Origin of the sequence: Amycolatopsis suaedae, assembly GCF_004214935.1 — a bacterium.
Taxonomy (GTDB): Bacteria; Actinomycetota; Actinomycetes; order Mycobacteriales; family Pseudonocardiaceae; genus Amycolatopsis; species Amycolatopsis suaedae.
Genome location: NZ_SFCC01000005.1, coordinates 422,567 through 444,632, shown reverse-complemented (window position 1 = coordinate 444,632; position 22,066 = coordinate 422,567). Strand labels below are relative to the sequence as shown.

Annotated in this window: 2 protein-coding genes (1 of these 2 only partly in view); both read left to right on the top strand. The window is 75.9% G+C overall.

Annotation, left to right across the window (positions count from 1 at the left end; all coding sequences use genetic code 11):
• Positions 1 to 10,874: the final stretch of a type I polyketide synthase gene (locus tag EWH70_RS12575; RefSeq protein WP_130475499.1), read on the top strand. It extends 12,133 nt beyond the left edge of the window; the window shows 10,874 of its 23,007 coding nt (coding positions 12,134-23,007); its start codon lies beyond the left edge, outside the window; it ends in the stop codon at positions 10,872 to 10,874.
• Positions 10,871 to 22,066, top strand: a complete 11,196-nt coding sequence (locus EWH70_RS12570; protein ID WP_130475498.1) for a type I polyketide synthase — start codon at positions 10,871 to 10,873, stop codon at positions 22,064 to 22,066. Before EWH70_RS12575 ends, EWH70_RS12570 begins: the two co-directional genes overlap by 4 nt.

Sequence of the window (22,066 nt, the reverse complement as noted above, 5' to 3'; positions counted from 1 at the left end):
CCACCGCGGTGGCCGGCGGCCGGGTGCTGGACCTGCCGACCTACGCCTTCCAGCGCGACTCCTACTGGGTCATGCCCCCGTCGCCAGGGGACACCGCCCCGGCCGACGGCACGTGGACGGCCATCGAGGAAGCCGACCCCGCCACGCTCGCCGCCGACCTGCGGGTCGACGAGCAGGCGCTGGCCGCCGTGCTGCCCGCCCTGTCGGCCTGGCGCCGCGACCGGGCCGCTGAGTCCACAGTGGACTCCTGGCGGTACCGGGCAGGCTGGACACCGGTGGCGGCGGGCCCGGCCGTCACGCTGACCGGTACCTGGCTGCTGGTCACACCGGAGGGCGCCGACGGTGCCGACGTCGAGGCCGCGCTCACCGGACACGGCGCCGAGGTGCGGCGCCTGGAGGTCGTGGCGGCCGACCGGGCGGCACTGGCCGGGCAGCTGGCCGGAACCGAGGTGACGGGGATCGTCTCGCTGCTGGGGCTCGACGAGCGGCCCGGCACGCACCACCCGGTGCTGCCCGCCGGCCTCGCCACGACGATCACGCTCGTGCAGGCGCTCGGCGACGCCGGGGTCGGGGCGCCGCTGTGGTGCCTGACCCGGGGTGCCGTCGCGGCCGGCGACTCCGACGAGGTGACCAGCCCGGTACAGGCCATGGTGCACGGCCTCGCCTGGACCGCGGCGCTGGAACACCCGCGGCGCTGGGGCGGCGTGATCGACCTGCCGCCCGCGCTCGGCCCGGCGGCCGCGCGGCGGCTGGCCACCGCGCTCGCCGGCACCACCGGGGAGGACCAGCTCGCCGTACGCGACACCGGCCTGCTCGCCCGGCGGGTGCTGCCCGCCCCGGCCCCGGCGGCCGTCCGGCGGTGGACGCCCCGCGGCACCACGCTGATCACCGGCGGCACGGGCACGCTGGGCCCGCACGTCGCCCGCTGGCTCGCCGGCCGTGGCGCCGAACGGCTGGTGCTGGTCGGCAGGAGCGGCCCGGACTCGCCGAGGGCCGTGGAACTGGTGGCCGAGCTGGACACGCTCGGCACGGCGGCCGAGGTGGTCGCGTGCGACGTCACCGACCCGGCGGCCGTCACGGCGCTGCGTGACCGGCTGCGTGCCGGCGGCCACGAGATCCGCACGGTCATCCACGCCGCCGCGGTCATCGAGCTGGCCTCCATCGACGACTCCGACCTGGGTGCCTTCGCCGGTGTCCTGGACGCGAAGGTGGCCGGTGCCCGCAACCTGGACGCCACGTTCGACGCCGACGACCTCGACGCGTTCGTCCTGTTCTCGTCCGTGGCCGGGATGTGGGGCACCGGACAGCACGCCGCCTACGTCGCGGGCAACGCCTACCTGCACGCCCTGGCACAGCGGCGCCGGGCCCGCGGTCTCACCGCCACCGCCCTGTCCTGGGGAATCTGGGCGGACGACCTGGAACTGGGCAGGGTCGACCCGAGCCAGATCCGCCGCAGCGGCCTGGAGTTCATGGACCCCGGGCTGGCGCTGACCGCGTTCGGCCGGGTCCTCGACGGCGACGAGACCACGGTCGCCGTGGCCGACGTGGACTGGGAGCAGTACCACCCGGTCTACACTGCGGCCCGGGAAACCCGGCTGTTCGCCGAGATCCCCGCCGTGCGCGGGCTGGCCGAGGCCGAGCGGTCGCCAGCCGCGACCGGGCGGCTGGGCGAACTGGCCGAGCGGCTGCGTGAGCTGCCGCAGGCCGAGCGGGAACGCGAGGTACTGGACCTGGTGCGGGCCGAGGCGGCCGCCGTGCTCGGGCACGGCACCGCCGAGGCACTGCCCGAGCGGGGTGCCTTCCGCGACGCCGGTTTCGACTCGGTGACCGCCGTCGACCTGCGTAACCGGATCGCCGCCGGCACCGGCCTCACCCTGCCCGCCACGATGGTGTTCGACCACCCGAGCCCGGTCGCGCTGGCCGAGTTCCTGCTCGCCGAGCTGGCCGGTGCGGCGGCGCCGGTGGTGACCGCCCCGGTGTCCGGCGCGGTCGCCGGTGAGCCGATCGCGATCGTCGCGATGAGCTGCCGGTACCCGGGCGGGGTGAGTTCACCGGAACAGCTGTGGGAGCTGATCAGCGAGGGAACGGACGCGATCACCCCGTTCCCGGCCGACCGCGGCTGGCAGGCCGGGGAGCTGCACGACCCCGACCCGGACCGCGCCGGCCGGACCTACTCGGTGCAGGGCGGGTTCCTGCACGACGCCGCCGAGTTCGACCCCGGCTTCTTCGGGGTGTCGCCGAGGGAAGCGCTGCTCATGGACCCGCAGCAGCGGTTGCTGCTGACCACCGCCTGGGAGGCCTTCGAGCGCGCCGGCATCGACCCGCACCGCCTGCGGGGCAGTCGGACCGGCACCTTCGTCGGTGCCAGCTACCAGGACTACGGCGCCGCCGTGTCCGCCGTGGACAACGCCGAAGGCCACCAGATCACCGGCACGCTGCCCAGCGTGCTCTCCGGCAGGCTGGCCTACCTGTTCGGTCTCGAAGGGCCGGCGATCACGCTCGACACCGCCTGCTCGTCGTCGCTGGTCGCCCTGCACCTGGCCGCCCGGTCGCTGGCCACAGGGGAGAGCGACCTCGCCCTCGCAGGCGGCGTCAGCATCATGGCCACGCCGGGCGCGTTCATCGGATTCAGCCGCCAGCGTGCACTGGCCAGGGACGGCCGGTGCAAGGCCTACGCCGACACCGCCGACGGGATGACGCTGGCCGAAGGGGTCGGGCTCGTCCTGCTCGAACGGCTCTCCGACGCCCGGGACAACGGGCACCGGGTACTGGCGGTGCTGCGGGGCAGTGCCATCAACTCCGACGGCGCCTCGAACGGCCTCACCGCACCCAACGGTCCCGCACAGCAGCGGGTCATCACCGCCGCGCTCGCCGAGGCGGGGCTCGGCCCGTCCGATGTGGACGCCGTCGAGGGGCACGGGACCGGTACCGCGCTGGGTGATCCGATCGAGGCGCAGGCGTTGCTGGCGACCTACGGTCAGGACCGGGAGCGGCCGCTGCTGCTGGGTTCGGTGAAGTCCAACATCGGCCACACCCAGATGGCGTCCGGGGTCGCCGGCGTGATCAAGATGGTGCAGGCACTGCGGCACGGTGTGCTGCCCCGCACCCTGCACGTGGACACGCCGTCGACACACGTGGACTGGACGGCCGGGTCGATCGAGCTGCTCACCGAGCCGGCCGAGTGGCCGGAGACCGGCAGGCCGCGGCGCGCGGCGGTGTCCTCGTTCGGGCTCAGCGGCACCAACGCGCACCTGATCCTGGAACAGGCACCGGACGGGCCCGCCGAGAACCCGGCGGAGCCGGTGCCCGGCCCCGTTCCCGTGCTGGTCTCCGCACGCGACGAGGGCACGCTGCGGGCACAGGCCGGCCGGCTGCTGTCCTATCTGGACGACAACCCCGGCGTGCCGCTCGGCACGTTCGCCGCCGCGCTGGCCACCACCCGGTCGGCGTTCGAGCACCGGGCCGCGGTCGTCGCCGCCGACCGCGACGAGCTGACGCACGGGCTGGCCGCCCTGCGTGACGGCAGCCTGGCGGCCGGCCTGCTCACCGCGCGAGCCGGGCGCGGGCGGACCGCGTTCCTGTTCGGCGGGCAGGGCTCGCAGCGGCCGGGGATGGGCCGCGAGCTGTACGACCGGTTCACCGTGTTCGCCACGGCACTGGACGAGGTGCTCGCCCGGTTCGACCCGGAGCTGGACCGCCCGCTGCGGGAGGTCCTGTTCGCCGAGCCGGGCAGCGCCGAGGCCGCATCGCTGGACCGGACCGGCTACACCCAGCCCGCGTTGTTCGCGCTGGAGGTGGCGCTGTTCCGCCTCGTCGAGTCGTGGGGTGTGCGGCCGGACTACCTGGCGGGGCACTCCATCGGTGAACTGGCCGCCGCGCACGTGGCAGGCGTGCTGTCCCTGCCCGACGCGTGCACGCTGGTCGCCGCGCGGGCCCGGCTGATGCAGGCCCTGCCCGAAGGCGGGGCGATGGTCGCGGTGCGGGCAGGCGAGGAGGAGGTGCTCGCCTGCCTCGACGGTGACCGGGTCGCCATCGCCTCGCTCAACGCGCCGTCCTCGGTGGTCGTCGCCGGCGACGAGGACGCGACGCTGGACCTCGCCGCCCGGCTCACGGCCGCGGGACACCGGACCCGGCGGCTCCCGGTGAGCCACGCCTTCCACTCGCCGCTGATGGACCCCATGCTCGACGACTACGCCGCGGTCGCCAGGAGCGTGACCTACCAGCAGCCGCGGCTGACGGTCGTATCCACGGTGACCGGCGAGCCCGCCACGGCAGGGCAGCTGTGCGACCCGGACTACTGGGTCGGCCAGGTGCGCAGGCCGGTCCGGTTCGCCGACGCCGTGTCCTGGCTGTCCGGCAAGGGCGTGACCACGTTCCTGGAACTGGGCGCCGACGGCACGCTGTCCGGCCTGGCCAGGGAAACCGTCGAGCAGCTGACCGAGGCGGGCACCGGGTTCCTCCCGGTGCTGCGCCGGGACCGCCCGGAGGTGCCGGTCCTGCTCGGCGCGCTGGCCGGGCTGCACACCCGCGGGGTGACCGTCGACTGGACGGGTTTCTTCGCCGGAAGCGGCCGGCTCGACCTGCCGACCTACCCGTTCCGGCGGGACCGCTTCTGGCCGGAGCCGCCCGCTCAGTCCGCTGTGGACGGTCTGCGGTACCGGGTCGACTGGCAGCCGCTGAGCCCGCCCACCCGGCCTGCCCCCGGCGGGCGGTGGCTCGTGCTGCTGCCCGAGGGCGCCGGCGAGCCCGCCTGGCTGACCGGACTGCTCGACGCGGTGGCCGGTGAGGCTGTCCGGCTGGTCGTCGGCGAGCCCGGCCGGGACGCCATCGCCGCTCAGCTGCGTGATCTGGGCACCGGCTTCGCCGGAGTCCTGTCCCTGCTGGCCCTTGGTGCCGCCGACGCGGACACCGCGCTGGCCGCGACCACGACCGCACTGCAGGCCCTCGGCGACGCCGGGGTGCCCGCGAAGCTGTGGTGCCTCACCCGGGACGCCGGGTCCGACCCGGCGGCGGCAGCGGTCTGGGGACTGGGCAGGGTCGCCGCGCTCGAACACCCCGAGACCTGGGGCGGGCTCGTGGACCTGCCAGCGGAGGACCGGGACGTCGACCTGGACGCCGTGCGCGGGCTCGCCGCGGTGCTCACCGGAGACAGCGGCGAGGACCAGGTGTCGGCGGGTCCCGCCGGCCTGCTCGCACGCCGGATCGTGCGTGCACCGCTGCCCGCCGGCGGGCCGGTCGGCGGCTACCGCCCGTCCGGCACCGTGCTGGTCGTCGGCGGCACCGGCGCCCTGGGTGGCCACCTCGCCCGGTGGCTGGCCGGTGCGGGTGCCGAGCACCTGGTGCTGACCAGCCGCCGCGGCGACGCCGCCCCCGGCGCCGGGGAACTGGTCGCCGAGCTGACCGGACTGGGCGCCCGGGTCACCGTCGCAGCCTGCGACGCCGCCGACCGCGACGCACTCGCCGCCGTGCTCGCCGGGGTTCCGGCCGACCTGCCGCTCACCGCCGTGTTCCACGCGGCGGGCGTGGTCGAGGACGGGGTGCTAGACGGGCTGGCACCGGCTGCGTTCCGCGCCGTCCTGCGGTCCAAACTGGACGCGGCGGAGAACCTGCACGACCTCACCGCCGGCATCGACCTCGACGCGTTCGTCCTGTTCACCTCGGTCGCCGGGACGCTCGGCGCCGCCGGGCAGGGCAACTACGCCGCCGCGAACGCCGCGCTGGACGCGCTGGCCCGCCGGCGGCGGGCAGACGGACTCCCGGCCACCGCCGTGGCCTGGGGCCCGTGGGCCGAGGGCGGCATGGCCGCAGGCGCGGGAACCGGCGCGGACCGGATGCGCCGGGGCGGGCTCACCCCGCTGCTGCCGGACCGGGCGCTCGCCGCGCTGGCCGAGGCGATCGGGCATGGCGACACCGAGATCACCATCGCCGACGTCGACTGGGCCCGGCTCGTGCCGGTGCTCGCCGCGGGCAGGCCTGCCCCGCTGGTCGCCGGCCTGTCCGGCGCCGCCCCCGTCCCCGCCGTGGCAGGCGGCGGCCCGCTGACCGAACTGGCCGGCCTGCCGGCCGCCCAGCGGGAACGGCGGGTACTGGAGCTGCTGCGTGCCCAGGCGGCGGCGGTGCTCGGCCACGCCGACGCCGCCGAGGTCGACGCCGACCGCGCGTTCCTCGACCTCGGCTTCGACTCACTGACCACCTTGGAGCTACGCAACGCGCTCGCCGCCGCGACCGGGCTGCGCCTGCCCGCGTCGCTGCTGTTCGACCACCCGACACCGCGTGACCTGGCCGCCTTCCTGGCCACCGAGCTGGCCGGGGAGTCCGCCCCGGCGCCCGCGGCGCGGACGTCCGGTGTGACGAGCGAGCCGATCGCGGTGGTCGGCATCGGCTGCCGCTTCCCCGGCGGGATCAGCTCGCCGGAGGAGCTGTGGCGGCTGCTGGCAGCCGGCGGGGACGGGATCACCCCGTTCCCGGCCGACCGCGGCTGGGATCTCGCCGGGCTGGCCGAGCGCTCGGCCACCCAGCGGGGCGGGTTCCTGACCGGCGTCGCCGACTTCGACGCGGACTTCTTCGGCATCTCGCCCCGCGAGGCGCTGGCCATGGACCCGCAGCAACGGCTCCTGCTGGAGACCGCGTGGGAGGCACTGGAACGCGCCGGTGTCGACCCGGCCGGGCTACGGGGCAGTGAGACCGGGGTGTTCGTCGGCACCAACGGCCAGGACTACGTCGACGTGCTGCGCCGCGCCGCCGCGGCAGCCGGTCCGTCCGAAGGGGACGGTGTCGGCGGCTACGTGGCGACCGGCAACACCGCCAGTGTCATGTCCGGGCGGCTGGCCTACACGTTGGGGCTGGAAGGCCCCGCGGTCACCGTGGACACCGCCTGCTCGGCCTCGCTGGTCGCACTGCACCTGGCGCTGCGGGCGCTGCGGGCGGGGGAGTGCTCGCTCGCGCTGGCAGGCGGCGTGTCGGTGATGTCCAGTCCGGACTCGTTCGTCGAGTTCAGCCTGCAGGGCGGCCTCGCGCCGGACGGACGGTGCAAGTCCTTCGGTGCCGGTGCCGACGGCACCGCGTGGGCGGAGGGCGTCGGCGTGCTGGCACTGCGGCGGCTGTCCGACGCGCGGCGGGACGGACAGCCGGTGCTCGCCGTGCTCAGCGGGTCCGCGGTCAACTCCGACGGCGCCTCCAACGGCCTCACCGCGCCGAACGGCCTCGCCCAGCAGCGGGTGATCCGCGCCGCGCTGGCCGACGCCGGTATCACCGCGGCCGACGTCGACGCGGTCGAGGCACACGGAACCGGGACCACGCTGGGGGATCCGATCGAGGCACAGGCCCTGCTGGAGGTCTACGGCAGGGACCGCGAGGAGCCGCTGCTGCTCGGCTCGGTCAAGTCGAACCTGGGCCACACGCAGGGCGCAGCCGGGGTCGCCGGAGTGATCAAGATGGTGCTGGCCCTGCGGCACGGGACGTTGCCGCGCACCCTGCACGCCGAGGAACCCTCACCCCACATCGACTGGTCGGCCGGCCGGATCGCGCTGCTGACCGAGCAGCGGGACTGGCCCGGCACCGGACGGCCGTGGCGGGCAGGCGTGTCGGCCTTCGGCCTGTCCGGCACCAACGCACACGTGATCGTCGAGCAGGCCCCGGCCGCGCCCGCACACCCGGAGGAACCGCGCTCCGGCGCCGTGCCCTGGGTCGTCTCCGGCCGCACCGGCGACGCGCTGGACGCGCAGCTGCACCGCCTGACGGCGTTCGCCGCCGAACGGCCGGAACTCAGCCCGGCCGCCGTCGGCCGCGCGCTGGCCACCGGCCGTGCCGCGCTGTCCAGGCGCGCGGTCCTGCTGTCCACAGCGGACGGTCTGGTCGAGGTCGCCAGGGACACCGCCGCCGACGGCGCGGGTCTGGCGTTCCTGTTCTCCGGGCAGGGTGCGCAGCGCCCCGGCATGGGCCGCGAGCTGTACCGGCGGTTCGACGTGTTCGCCGGCGCGCTCGACGAACTGCTCGCCCACCTCGACCCCGGCCTGCGCGAGGTCATGTGGGGTGAGGACCCGGACGCGCTGAACCGGACCGGATACGCCCAGCCCGCGTTGTTCGCGGTCGAGGTCGCGTTGTTCCGGCTGCTGGAGTCCTGGGGCGTGCGGCCCGATCACCTGCTCGGTCACTCGGTGGGCGAACTGGCCGCCGCGCACGTCGCCGGGGTGCTCTCGGTGGCCGACGCGTGCGCGCTGGTGACCGCCCGGGCCGCGCTGATGCAGGCACTGCCCGCGGGCGGGGCGATGGTCGCGGTGCGGGCGGGCGAGGACGAGGTGGCCGGCCTGCTGGACGAGCGGGTGTCCATCGCCGCCGTCAACGGTCCGGAGGCGGTGGTGCTGGCCGGCCCGGAGGACGCGGTGCTGGTGGTCGCCGGCCGGGTCACCGCGGACGGCAGGCGGACCACCCGGCTGCGGGTCAGCCACGCGTTCCACTCGCCGCTGATGGACCCGGTGCTCGACGACCTGCGGGCGGTCGCCGCGGGGCTGACCTACCACCCGCCGCGCATCCCGGTGGTCTCCAACCTCACCGGCAAGCACGCCACCGCCGACGAGCTGTGCTCGCCGGAGTACTGGGTCCGGCAGGCACGGGAGGCCGTCCGCTTCGCCGACGGCGTCGGCACGCTGCACGCCGCCGGCGTGCGGACGCTGGCCGGGCTCGGCCCGGACGGCGCGCTGTGCGCGCTGGCGAGGCAGAACGCCGGGGACGTGACCGCGGTGCCGTTGCTGCGCGGGGACCGGGACGAGGAGACGACCGTGCTCACCGCGCTCGGCGGGCTGCACGCCCGTGGCGTGCCGGTGGACTGGTCCGCGTTCTTCGGGCCCGGCCCCATCGCGGACCTGCCGACCTACGCCTTCCAGCGCACCCGGTTCTGGCCGGACGTTCCCGCGGACGCCGCCGCGCCCGCCGATCCGGCGGACGCCGGGTTCTGGGCCGCGGTCGAGCGGGCCGACCTGGACGCACTGTCGTCCACTTTGGACGTCGAAGGGGCTGCGCTGGCGGAGGTCGTCCCCGCGCTGTCCGCGTGGCGGCGCGGGCGCAGGGAACGTGACGCCGCGGACCGCTGGCGTTACCGGATCACCTGGGAGCCCGTGCCGGCCGGCGCGACCGCGGAGCTGACCGGAACCTGGCTGGCGCTGGTGCCCGCCGGCTGGACCAGCGACGCCTGGCTGCGGGCCGCGGTCGCGGCGCCACGGGGAACCGTGCGGCCGGTCGAGGTGGAGCCCGGCGCCGACCTCGCCGGACTGCTCGCCGGAACCGGGCCGGCCGGGGTGCTGTCGCTGCTGCCGTCCGGACCCGGTGACGTCCTCGCGGCCATGACGCGGGCCGGGATCGACGCACCGCTGTGGTGCGTGACCAGGGCCGCGGTGCGGGCCACCCCCGCCGATCCGCCACCCGACCCGTCGGCGGCCGCCGTGTGGGGAGCGGGACGCGTGTGCGCGCTGGAGGACCCGGACCGCTGGGGCGGCCTGGCCGACCTGCCGGAGACACTCGACGACACCGCGGCCACGGCGTTCACCGCGGCACTGGCCGGACTCGGCGAGGACCAGGTCGCCGTGCGCGGGCAAGGACTGCTCGCCCGCAGGCTGAGCAGGGCCGAGCCCGGCCCGGCCGCGGACCCGTGGACGCCGCACGGAACCGTGCTGGTCAGCGGGGCGGTCGGCGAGCACCTGCTCGGCTGGCTGGCCGGAGCCGGTACCCAACGCCTGGTGCTCACCGATCCCGGCCTGGCCGGTTCGGTGACCGGGGTGGAGGTCACCGTCGCGGCCGGGGACGACCTGGCCGCACTGCTCGGCACGATCCCCGACCTGACCGCTGTCGTCCTGGCACCGGAGTCCGTGGAGAACGCTGAGAACGCGGACAACGCGGTAGCCACCGCGGCCACGATCGACGCGCTGGTTGCCGAGCGGGACCTCGACGCGTTCGTCGTGTGCGGTTCGGTCGCCGGCGTCTGGGGTGCCGCAGGCCGAGGGGACGAGGCGGCGGCAGGCGCCTACCTGGAGGCGCTGGCGCTGCGCAGGCACGCCAGGGGGCTGCGGGCCACCGCCGTCGCCCTGGGCGCCTGGGCCGGTGCGGACCAGGTGGACGAGAACCACCTGCGGCTGAGCGGGCTGCCCGCGATGGCGCCCGAACTGGCCCTGCCGGTGGTCCGTGGCGTGGCGGCGGGCAGCGAGCCGTCGGTCGTCGTCGCCGACGTGGGGTGGGACCGGTTCGTCCCGGCGTTCACCGCGCGGCGGCCGAGTCCGCTGCTGACCGGCCTGCCCGAGGCACGTGCGGTGGCGGAGGCCGCCGAACGGGACCGCCGGAACCGGCACGTGGTCGCCGACGAGCTGCGCGGGCGCCTGGCGGCGCAACCGGCAGCCGCCCGCCACGGCGTGGTCCTCGGCATCGTGCTGGACGCGGTCGCCACCGTGCTCGGCCACGCCGGTGCCGGTGCGATCGAGTCCGACCGGGCGTTCACCGATCTCGGGTTCGACTCGCTGGCCGCGGTGGACCTTCGTGACCGGCTCGGCGCGGTGACCGGGCTCGACCTGCCGGCCACGCTGGTGTTCGAGTACTCGACGCCCGCCGCGCTCACCGGCCACCTGCTCGACCAGCTCGTCCCCGGCCGGTCCGAAACCGACGCCGAGGAGGAACGCGTGCGTGCGTTGCTCGCCTCGGTGCCGCTGACCGCGTTGCGCGACATCGGCGTTCTGGAGCCGCTGCTGGCCCTGGCGGATGGCGGTGGGGCACCGAACGGGACGAACGGCTCGCGGGACGTCGACTCGATGGACGTCGAGGACCTGGTGCGGGCGGCGCACGGCGATCTCGACGGCAACTCAGGCCGGCCCGACGGAAGGGGTCAGGGATGACCGGACCGAGCGAACAGGTCGTCGGCGCGCTGCGGGCCGCGCTCAAGCAGGTCGACAGCCTGCGTGAGCGCAACCGGCAGCTCACCGCGGCCGCGACCGAACCGATCGCGATCGTCGGCATGGCCTGCCGTTATCCCGGCGGCGTCCGCTCGCCGGAGGACCTGTGGCGGCTTGTCGACGACGGCGTCGACGCGATCGGCCCGATGCCGGGCGACCGGGGCTGGGACCTGAGCGCACTGGACGCGTTCGGGCCGGAGCGGGGCGGCCCGGTGGTGCCAAGGGAGGGCGGGTTCCTCGACGACGCCGCCGGTTTCGACCCGGGCGTCTTCCGCATCTCACCCCGCGAGGCCCTGGTGATGGACCCGCAGCAGCGACTGCTGCTGGAGGTGGGCTGGGAGGCGATGGAGCGCGCCGGTATCGACCCGGTGTCCCTGCGCGACGGCGACACCGGGGTGTTCGTCGGCGGCGGCACCGGCGACTACCGGGCCCCCACGTACGGCATGGAGTGGTCGACCGCCCAGTCGGGCAGCCTGCTGTCCGGCCGCCTCGCCTACACCTTCGGCCTGCGCGGGCCCAGCATGTCGGTGGACACCGGGTGTTCGTCCTCGCTGGTCGCGTTGCACCTGGCGATCCGGGCGCTGCGGGCGGGTGAGTGCTCGCTGGCGCTGGCCGGCGGCGTCACGGTGATGTCGACCCCGGCCGTCTTCGTCGAGTTCGCCGTGCAGGGCGCGCTGTCGCCGGACGGGCGGTGCAAGGCGTTCGGCGCGGGCGCCGACGGCACCGGCTGGGCCGAGGGCGCCGGCATGCTCGTGGTCGAGCGGCTGTCCGACGCGCGGCGCAACGGCCACCGGGTGCTCGCGTTGCTCGCCGGGTCGGCGGTCAACGCCGACGGTGCCTCCAACGGGCTGACCGCGCCGAGCGGACCCGCCCAGCGGGCGGTCATCTCCGCCGCGCTCGCCGACGCCCGGCTCGGCCCCGCGGACGTGGACGTGGTGGAAGCACACGGAACCGGGACCAAGCTGGGCGACCCGATCGAGGCGCGGTCGCTGCTGGCCACCTACGGCAGGGACCGGCAGCGGCCGCTGCTGCTCGGCTCGGTCAAGTCGAACATCGGCCACACCCAGTCGGCGGCCGGGGTGGCCGGGATCATCAAGATGGTGCTGGCGATGCGGCACGGCGTCGCACCGCGGACGCTGCACGCCGGCACGCCCTCGCCACACGTCGACTGGTCGGCCGGGACGGTGTCGCTGCTGACCGAGCCCACGCCCTGGCCGGATACCGGACGGCCGCGGCGGGCCGCGGTCTCGTCGTTCGGGGCCAGCGGCACCAACACCCACGTCGTGCTGGAGGAAGCCCCCGCCGAGCCCGCCGGCGCCGAGTCGGCCGCGGTGGAGCCCCGGGTGGTGCCGCTGGTCCTGTCCGGCCGTGGCGCCGCGGCACTGCGTGCCCAGGCGGCCGCCGTCGCGTCCGGTGTGGACAGTGCCGATCCCGGCACACCGCTGGACCTCGGCTACTCGCTGGCGGTCACCCGGTCGGCCTTCGAGCACCGGGCGGTCGTGCTGGCAACCGGCCACGCCGGCGCGGCCGCGTCGCTGGCAGCGCTGGCCGGGGGCGGCCGCGACGCGAACGTCGTCGAGGGCGTCGCGGCCGGCGGGCGCACCGCGTTCGTGTTCTCCGGGCAGGGAGCGCAGCGGCTCGGTATGGGCCGCGAGCTGTACGGCCGGTTCGGCGTGTTCGCCGAGGCCTTCGACGCCGTGGCCGCCGAGCTGGACGGTCACCTCGGCACGCCGCTGCGCGACGTCGTGTGGGGCACCGACCGGGCCCGGCTCGACGACACGGCATGGACCCAGCCGGCGTTGTTCGCCGTCGAGGTGGCGCTGTACCGGCTGCTGCGGTCCTGGGGCGTGCGGCCGGACCTGCTGCTCGGGCACTCCATCGGGGAAGTCGCGGCGGCGCACGTGGCAGGCGTGTTCTCCCTCGCCGACGCGTGCGTGCTGGTGTCCGCGCGTGCCCGGCTCATGGGCGCGCTGCCCGCGGGCGGCGCGATGGTGGCGGTCGGCGCGGGCGAGGCCGAGGTCGGCGACCTGCTGGCCGGTCAGGAACACCGGATCTCGGTCGCGGCGGTCAACGGGCCGGAGGCCGTGGTGCTGTCCGGCGAACTGGCCGCCGTGACCGAACTCAGCGAACAGCTGGCGGCCCGCGGCCACCGGACCAGGCGCCTGCCGGTGAGCCACGCGTTCCATTCGCCGCTGATGGACCCGATGCTCGACGATCTGCGGGCCGCGCTGGCCGGCATCACGTGGCATTCCCCGGAGATCCCGGTCGTCTCCGCCCGCACCGGCACGGCCGTGACCGGCGAGCTGGCCACGGCCGGGTACTGGGTGGCCCAGGTACGCGAGCCGGTGCGGTTCGGCGACGGCGTGCGGACGCTGGCCGCGTCGGGCGCGCGGGTGTTCGTGGAGGTCGGACCGGGCGGCACGCTGTCCTCCGCGGTGCACGACACGCTCGCCGGGACCGGCACCGAGGACGCGGTCGTGGTGCCGGTCCTGCGGGACGACCACGACGAGGAGCCTGCCGCGGTGCACGCGCTGGCCGAGCTGCACGCGGCCGGGGTCGCGGTGGACTGGCGGGCGTTCTTCGCCGGCACCGGCGCGTCCACTGTGGACCTACCGACCTATCCGTTCCAGCGCGAGCGGTTCTGGCCGGTGACCGGCTCGCGGACGACCGACGCGGGCGGTCTCGGGCTGGTCCCGGTCGAGCACCCGTTGCTCGGCGCGGCCGCCGTGCCCGCGGGCGGCGGTGCGGCCATGCTGACCGGCAAGCTGTCCGTCGCCACCCACCCGTGGCTGGCCGACCACGTCGTCGGCGGCGAGGTGCTGCTGCCCGGAACCGGGTTCCTCGAACTCGTGCTGCGGGCGGCCGACCAGGTCGGCTGCGACCGGGTGGAGGAGCTGACCCTGTCTGTGCCGCTGATCCTCGGCGAGCGCGATCACGTCGCGGTCCAGGTGTGGCTCGGCGCGCCCGACGAGGCCGGCGGCCGTGAGGTGCGGGTGTACTCGCGGCCGGCCCAGCTGGTCGACGGCGAGTGGACGCTGCACGCCGCGGGGACGCTGTCCTCCCGCGCCGGCCGTCCCGCGGCCGGGCCCGTCGAATGGCCGCCCGCCGGAGCGGACGAGGTGGACATCGACGGCCACTACGACCGGCTCGCCGCCACCGGGCTGGTGTACGGCCCGGTCTTCCACGGACTGCGCTCGGTCCGGCAGCGTGACGGGGAGATCTTCGCCGAGGTCGCGCTGCCCGAGCTGGACGGGCGCAGCCACGAGGCAGGGGCGTTCGGCCTGCATCCCGCACTGCTGGACGCCGCGTTGCAGGCCAGCGCGTTCCTGCCGGCCAATGCCGGGCGCAACCTCATGCCGTTCTCCTGGCGGGGAGTGAGCCTGCACGCCGCCGGAGCCTCGGTCCTGCGGGTGCGCTGGACCGGCGACGGCACCGGTATCGCACTGTCCGCTGTGGACTCCGCGGGCGAGCCGGTGATCACGGTCGAGTCGCTGGCCCTGCGGGAGGCGCCGGGCCGGTTCGACGCCACCGCCCGGCCCGGGGTGCGCGACGGCATGTTCCGGATGGACTGGCCCGCCGCACCCACCACCGAACCCGCCGGAACCGCCGAGGTGCTCGACCAGCTTCCCGGCGGGGACGTTCCGGGGCGGGTGTGCGTGTCGGTCGCCGGGTCCGGCCCCGGCCCGGACGGGGTCCGCGAGGCGGCGGGCCGGGCGCTGGAACTGGTTCAGGAATGGCTTGCCGGGCAACGGTTCGCGGACTCGCGGCTGGTGCTGGTCACCCGTGGTGCCCAGGACCGTGATCTCGCCGCGGCGGCGGTGTGGGGCCTGGTGCGCTCGGCGCAGTCGGAGCACCCCGGCCGGTTCGCGCTGGTCGACGTGGAGTCCGACGAGGACGTCGCGCTGGCCCTGCCGCTGCTGGACGACGAGCCGCAGGTGATGGTCCGCGACGGCGTGGCGCGGGTGGCCAGGCTGGCCCGCCTCGGCTCCGGAGAGGAACCGGAAGCCGTCCGGGAGTGGGACCCCGACGGCACGGTGCTGATCACCGGCGGCACCGGCGGCCTGGGCGGGGTGCTCGCCCGGCACCTGATCGAGCGGGGCCAGCGCCGGGTCGTGCTCGTCAGCAGGCGCGGCCCGGACGCCCCCGGCGCGGCCGAGCTGACCGGGCTGGGCGCGGAGGTCCTCGCCTGCGACGTGTCCGACCGTGACGCCGTCCACGCGCTGGTGGCCGGGATCGGCGACCTGACCGCCGTCGTGCACGCCGCCGGTGTGGTCGACGACGGTGTGCTGGAGTCGCTGACGCCGCGGCGGCTGGACACGGTGCTGCGGCCGAAGGCCGACGCCGCCTGGTACCTGCACGAAGCCACCGCCGACCGGCCCGGCCTGGCCGGGTTCGTGGTGTACTCCTCGGCCGCCGGGGTCTTCGGCAGCCCCGGGCAGGGCAGCTACGCCGCGGCCAACGCCTACCTGGACGCGCTCGCCGCCTACCGGCGGGGACTGGGCCTGCCCGCCGTGTCCCTCGCCTGGGGGCCGTGGGCGACCGAGGCGGGGATGAGCGGCGAGCGCACCGCGGGCTCCGGCGTGACGCTGATCGAGACCGGGCACGGGCTGGCCATGTTCGACATCGCCACCGCGGCCGGTGTCCCGCTGGTGGTCGCCACCGCCGGGATGGGCGGCGGCCCGGCCGCCGCCGCGGTGCCGTCCGTCCTGCGGGACCTGGTCCGCACGGGCCGCCGGACCGCGGCCTCGCACACCGCCGGCACCTCGGCGGCGGACCTCCCCGGCCGGCTGGCAGCCCTGCGGCCTGCCAAGCGGCAGGCGTTGCTGACCGACCTGGTGCGGGCCGAGGCCGCCCAGGTGCTCGCCCACGGTTCGGCCGACGCCATCGGTCCCCGGCAGGAGTTCCAGGACCAGGGCTTCAACTCGCTGACCGCGATCGAGCTACGCAACCGGCTGGCCGACGTCACCGGTCTGCGCCTGCCGGCGACCCTGGTGTTCGACTACCCCAACCCGGCCGTGCTGGCCGCCTACCTGCTGGACCGTCTCGGCGGCGAGGTCGGCGCGGCCGACGTGCTGCCCGCGACCGCGGCCGTCACCGGGGACCCGATCGTCATCGTCGGCATGGCCTGCCGCTTTCCCGGCGGGGTGCGCAGCCCTGAGGACCTGTGGGACCTGGTGTACGAGGAGCGGCACGGCATCACCGGCTTCCCCGCCGACCGCGGCTGGCAGTTCGGCCCGTACGACACCGGCGCCGCCCGCGGCGGTTTCCTGCACGACGCCGCAGACTTCGACGCCGAGTTCTTCGGCGTCTCCCCGCGTGAGGCCGTCGCGATGGACGCGCAGCAGCGGGTCGTGCTGGAGACCGCGTGGGAGGCCATCGAACGCGCCGGCGTCGACCCGCGGTCGCTGGCGGGCAGCGCGACCGGCGTCTACCTGGGCGCCACCGACGTCGGCTACGCCCAGCTGCTGGGCGCCGCGGCCGAGGGCTTCGTGATGACCGGCACCATCGCCGCCATCGTCTCCGGGCGGGTGGCCTACAGCCTCGGCCTGGAGGGCCCCGCGGTCACCGTGGACACCGCGTGCTCGTCGGCGCTGGTGTCGATGCACCTGGCGGCACAGGCGCTGCGGGCGGGGGAGTGCTCGCTCGCGCTCGCCGGTGGCGTCTCGGTGCTCGCCTCGCCCGCGCCATTCCTGGAGTTCGCCCGCCAGGGCGGCCTCGCCGCCGACGGGCACTGCAAGGCGTTCTCCGACAGCGCCGACGGCACCGGCTGGTCGGAGGGTGCCGGGGTGCTGGTGCTGGAACGGCTTTCCGACGCCGAACGCAACGGCCACCGGATCCTGGCGGTGCTGCGTGGCTCGGCGGTGAACTCCGACGGCGCCTCCAACGGGCTGACCGCGCCGAACGGGCCTTCCCAGCAGCGGGTCATCCGCCAGGCACTCGCCGCCGCCGGGCTCGCACCGTCCGATGTGGACGTCGTGGAGGCACACGGGACCGGGACGCGGCTGGGCGACCCGATCGAGGCGCAGGCCCTGCTCGCCACCTACGGTCAGGACCGCGACCGCCCGGTCCTGCTGGGATCGGTGAAGTCCAACCTCGGCCACACCCAGGCCGCCGCGGGCGCCGCCGGGGTGATCAAGATGGTGCAGGCGATGCGGCACGGCGTGGCCCCCCGGACCCTGCACGTGGACACCCTCTCGTCCCAGGTGGACTGGACCGAGGGCGCGGTGACCGTGCTGACCGAGCGGACCGCCTGGCCCGAGGCCGGACGGCCACGCCGCGCCGGAGTGTCCTCGTTCGGGGTCAGCGGCACCAACGCGCACCTGATCCTCGAACAGGCCCCGCCCGCGCCGGAGCGGGCACCGGCGCCCGCCGGGCTGGTGCCGCTGGTGGTGTCCGGGCGGACCGAGGCGGCGCTGCGGGCACAGCTCGGCAGGCTGACCCCCGGGCCGTCCGTTGTGGACACCGCGTACACGCTCGCCACCGCGCGCACCGCGTTCGACCACCGCGCGGTCCTGCTGGCCGGTGCCGGCGAACCGGTCGAGGTGGCCAGGGGCTCGGTCGTCCAGGGCAGGCTGGCGTTCGTCTTCTCCGGGCAGGGATCGCAGCGGCTCGGCATGGGCCGCGAGCTGTACGCCCGCTACCCGGCGTTCGCCGAGGCCTTCGACGCGGTGACGGGCGGGCTGGCCGAACCGGTGCGGGATGTGATGTGGGGCGTGGACCCCGGCCCGCTCGACGACACCGGGTGGGCACAGCCCGCGTTGTTCGCGCTGGAGGTCGCGCTCTACCGGCTCGTCGAGTCCTGGGGTGTCGTGCCCGATTTCGTGATCGGGCACTCCGTGGGCGAGGTCGCCGCCGCGCACGTCGCCGGTGTGCTCAGCCTCGCCGACGCCTGCGCGGTGGTCGATGCCCGCGCGAGGCTCATGCGGGAGTTGCCCCGCGGTGGTGCCATGGTCGCGGTCGGCGCGGCCGAGGCCGAGGTAGTCCCGCTGCTCGTCGACGGGGTCACGCTCGCCGCGGTCAACGGGCCGGAGTCGGTGGTGCTCTCCGGCGAGGAGGGCCCGGTCGCGCGGGTCGCCGCGGCGCTGTCCGAGCGGGGCTACCGGACCCGGAAGCTCGTGGTGAGCCACGCGTTCCACTCGCCGCTGATGGACCCGGTCCTCGACGACCTCGCCCGCGCGCTCGACGGCCTGCGGCCGGGGCAACCACACATCCCCATCGTGTCGACGGTGACCGGCGAGCAGGCCGGCGCGGACGGGTACACCGCCGGGTACTGGGTGTCGCAGGTACGCGGCACGGTCCGGTTCGGTGACGCGCTGCGCTCGGCCGTCGACGCCGGTGTCCGCACGGTGCTGGAGATCGGGCCGGACGGCCCGCTGTGTGCCGTCGCGCACGAGGTGCTGCCGATGGAGTCGGCCGCGGTTCCCGCGCTGCGGTCCGGCCTGCCCGAGGAACACGCCCTGCTGCGCGGGCTCGCCACGCTGCACGTCGCCGGGGTGGACATCGACTGGCACGCCTTCTTCGCCGGCACCGGAGCGGCCCTGGCCGACCTGCCGACGTACGCGTTCCAGCACGAGCGGTTCTGGCCCGCCACCACGCACCGTCCCGGGGACGCGGCCGGTCTGGGGCTGGTCGCCGCCGGGCACCCGCTGCTCGGCGCGGCCGTGCCGCTGGCCGACGGCGACGGCGTGGTGCTGGCAGGCCACCTGTCGGCGGCGGCGCAGCCGTGGCTGGCCGACCACCGGGTCGGCGGCGCGATGCTGGTGCCCGCCACGGCGCTGCTGGAACTGGCCGTGCGGGCGGGCGACGAGGTGGGCCTGGCCCGGGTCGAGGAGCTGACCCTGCTCACGCCGCTGGTGCTGCCGGACAACGGCGGTGTCCAGGTCCAGGTCCGGGTCGCCGACCCGGACGAGACCGGGCGGCGGAGCGTCACCGTCCACTCGCGGCCCGACGGCACCGGCCGGTGGACCCAGCACGTGACCGGCGCGCTGCTGCCCGGGGACGGTCCGGCCGCCGAGCCGGGCTTCGCCGGGGTCTGGCCACCGGAACACGCCGAGCCGGTCGGCCTGGCGGGCTGCTACGACCGGTTCGCCGCCGCGGGATTCGGCTACGGGCCTGCCTTCCACGGGCTGCGTGCCGTGTGGCGGCGCGGCGAGGAACTGTTCGCCGAGGTCGAGCTGCCATCCGCGGTGGCCGACCAGGCGGGCTCGTTCGGCCTGCACCCGGCACTGCTCGACGCGGTGCTGCACGCGTTGCTGGCGACCCGGCCCGCCGACGGGACACCGCGGCTGCCGTTCGCCTGGGAGGACGTCACCCTGCACGCCTCCGGTGCGGCGGCACTGCGGGTGCGCCTGGTCGAACGGGACGGTGACGCGGTGGCCATCGAGGCCGCCGACGTCGCGGGCCGTCCGGTGCTCTCCGTCGGCGCACTGCGGGACCGCGCCATGACCGGCACGCCGGCCGCACCGTCCACTCCGGACTCGGCCGAGCTGTTCACGCTGACCTGGACGGACGCGCCCGCGGCGGCGGTGATGCCCGATCCCGTGCCGGTGCGCGACCTGGCCGCCGGCCTGCCCGAGGGTGACGTGCCCCGGGTCGTGTGTGTCTCCGTGGCGGGGGCCGGTGACGACCCGGCCGGCGTGCGCGAGCTGACCGGGCGGGTGCTGGAGGCGCTGCGGGAATGGCTGGCAGGCGAGCGCTTCGCGGACTCCCTGCTGGTGCTGGTGACCCGCGGCGCGCCGGACGCCGATCTGGCCGCCGCCGCGGTGTGGGGCCTGGTGCGCTCGGCGCAGTCGGAGCACCCCGGCCGGTTCGCGCTGGTCGACGTGGAGTCCGACGAGGACGTCGCGGTGGCGCTGCCGTTGCTGGTCGAGGAACCGCAGGTCGTGGTGCGCGACGGGGTGGCCAGGGTGGCCAGGCTGACCCGCCTGCCGGCCGGGGCGCTGGAGCTGCCCGAGGGCGACTGGCGGCTGGACGCCGGTTCCGGGGGCAGCCTGGCCGAACTGGCCGCGGTTCCCTGTCCCGAACCGGACGCGGAACTGCGTGGCAGGCAGGTCCGGCTTCGTGTGCTCGCCGCCGGGCTGAACTTCCGGGACGTGCTGAGCGCGCTGGGGATGTACCCCGGCGAGGCGGGCGCGCTGGGTGCCGAGGCGGTCGGCGTGGTGACCGGGGTCGGCCCGGACGTGCGGAACCTGCGCCCGGGGGACCGGGTCATGGGGATCGTGGCAGGCGGGATGAGCTCGGTCGCGGTCGTGCTGGACGAGCGGGTGCTGACCACCGTGCCCGGGGACTGGCCGGACGAGGTCGCCGCGTCGGTGCCGCTGGTGTTCCTGACCGCGTTCTACGCCTGGACCGACCTGGCCGGGCTGCGGCCGGGGGAGCGGGTGCTGGTGCACGCCGGCGCGGGTGGCGTCGGCATGGCGGCGATCCAGCTGGCCCGCCGGCTGGGCGCGGAGGTGTTCGCCACGGCCAGCGAGTCCAAATGGGACACCCTGCGGGAGCTGGGCCTGTCCGACGACCACATCGCGTCGTCGCGGGACCTGGAGTTCGCCGCGAAGTTCCCGCGCGTGGACGTCGTGCTGAACTCGCTGACCGGCGAGTTCGTCGACGCGTCGCTCGGCCTGCTCGGCCCGGGTGGCCGGTTCCTGGAGATGGGCAAGACCGACATCCGCGACGGCGGGCTGCCCGACGGCGTGACCTACCGGGCGTTCGACCTGGCCGACGCGGGACCCGACCGAATCGGTGCGATGCTCGGCGAGCTGCTGGAGTTGTTCGCGCGCGGGGCGATCCGCCCGCTGCCGGTGCGGTCCTGGGACGTGCGGCACGCCGCCGAGGCGTTCCGGTTCATGAGCCAGGCCCGGCACGTCGGCAAGCTGGTGCTGACCATGCCACGTACCTGGGACCCCGGCGGGACCGTGCTGGTCACCGGCGGCACCGGCGGGCTGGGTGCGCTGCTCGTCCGGCACCTGCTGCGGCAGGGCAGGCGGGTACTGGTCGCCAGCCGCCGCGGGGCCGACGCCCCCGGCGCGGCGGAACTCACCGAGCTGGGCGCGGAGGTGGTCGCCTGCGACGCCGCCGACCGCGACGCGGTGCACAAGCTGGTGGCGGGGATCGACCACCTGACCGCCGTCGTGCACGCGGCCGGTGTGCTGGACGACGGTGTGCTGGAGTCGCTGACGCCGCAGCGGATCGACACCGTACTGCGGCCGAAGGTGGACGCCGCCTGGTACCTGCACGAGGCCACCGCGGACCGCGATGACCTGGCCGCGTTCGTCATGTACTCCTCGGTGGCTGGCGTGCTGGGCAGCCCCGGCCAGGGCAACTACGCGGCCGCCAACGCCTACCTGGACGCGCTCGCCGCCCATCGGCGGCGCCGGGGACTGCCCGCGCTGTCCCTGGCGTGGGGGGCGTGGGCCGACCTGGGCATGACCGGCGGCTCCCAGGACGGGATCGGCGCCGAGCAGGGGCTGCGGTTGTTCGACGCGGCCATCGGCACCGCGCACGGCCTCGTCGTCCCACTGGCCGGGACCCCGCTGCCCGCCGGTGCCGAGGTGCCGCCGATCCTGCGTGGACTGGCCGGGAACGGCAGGCGGGTCGCCGCCGACCCGGCCGCGGCACGTGCCGGCATCGCAGGCCGGCTCGCCGGGCTGCGTGGCGACGAGCAACGACGGCTGCTGGTGGACCTGGTGTGCGAGTCGGCCGCCGCGGTGCTCGCGCACGACGCCGGCGCGATCCGACCGGACCTGGAGTTCCAGGCGCTCGGGTTCACCTCGCTCACCGCCGTGGAACTGCGTAACCGCATCGGCGCCGCCACCGGGCTGCGGATGCCGTCGACCATGGTCTTCGACTACCCCACCCCGGCCGCGCTCGCCGAGCACCTGTTCACCGAACTGGCCGGCGACACCGCGGCGGACGAGGGCACCGCGGTGCTGGCCGAGCTGGACCGGCTGGAGGCCGCGATGGCGGCCAGTGACCCGGACGACGTCACCCGCACCGGCGTCGCCTCCCGGCTGCGGCAGCTGCTGAAGCGGTGGGACGCGCCGGCCGGCACCGGCGTGGCGGAACGGTTCGAGCAGGCCAGCACCGACGAGATCCTCGACTTCATCGACAACGAGCTCGGCCGGTCACGCAGCAGCTGA

What these genes read in the sequence shown, in the direction of transcription:
- EWH70_RS12570 (WP_130475498.1), top strand. Translation starts at nt 10,871, where the DNA reads ATGACCGGACCGAGCGAACAGGTCGTCGGCGCGCTGCGGGCCGCGCTC.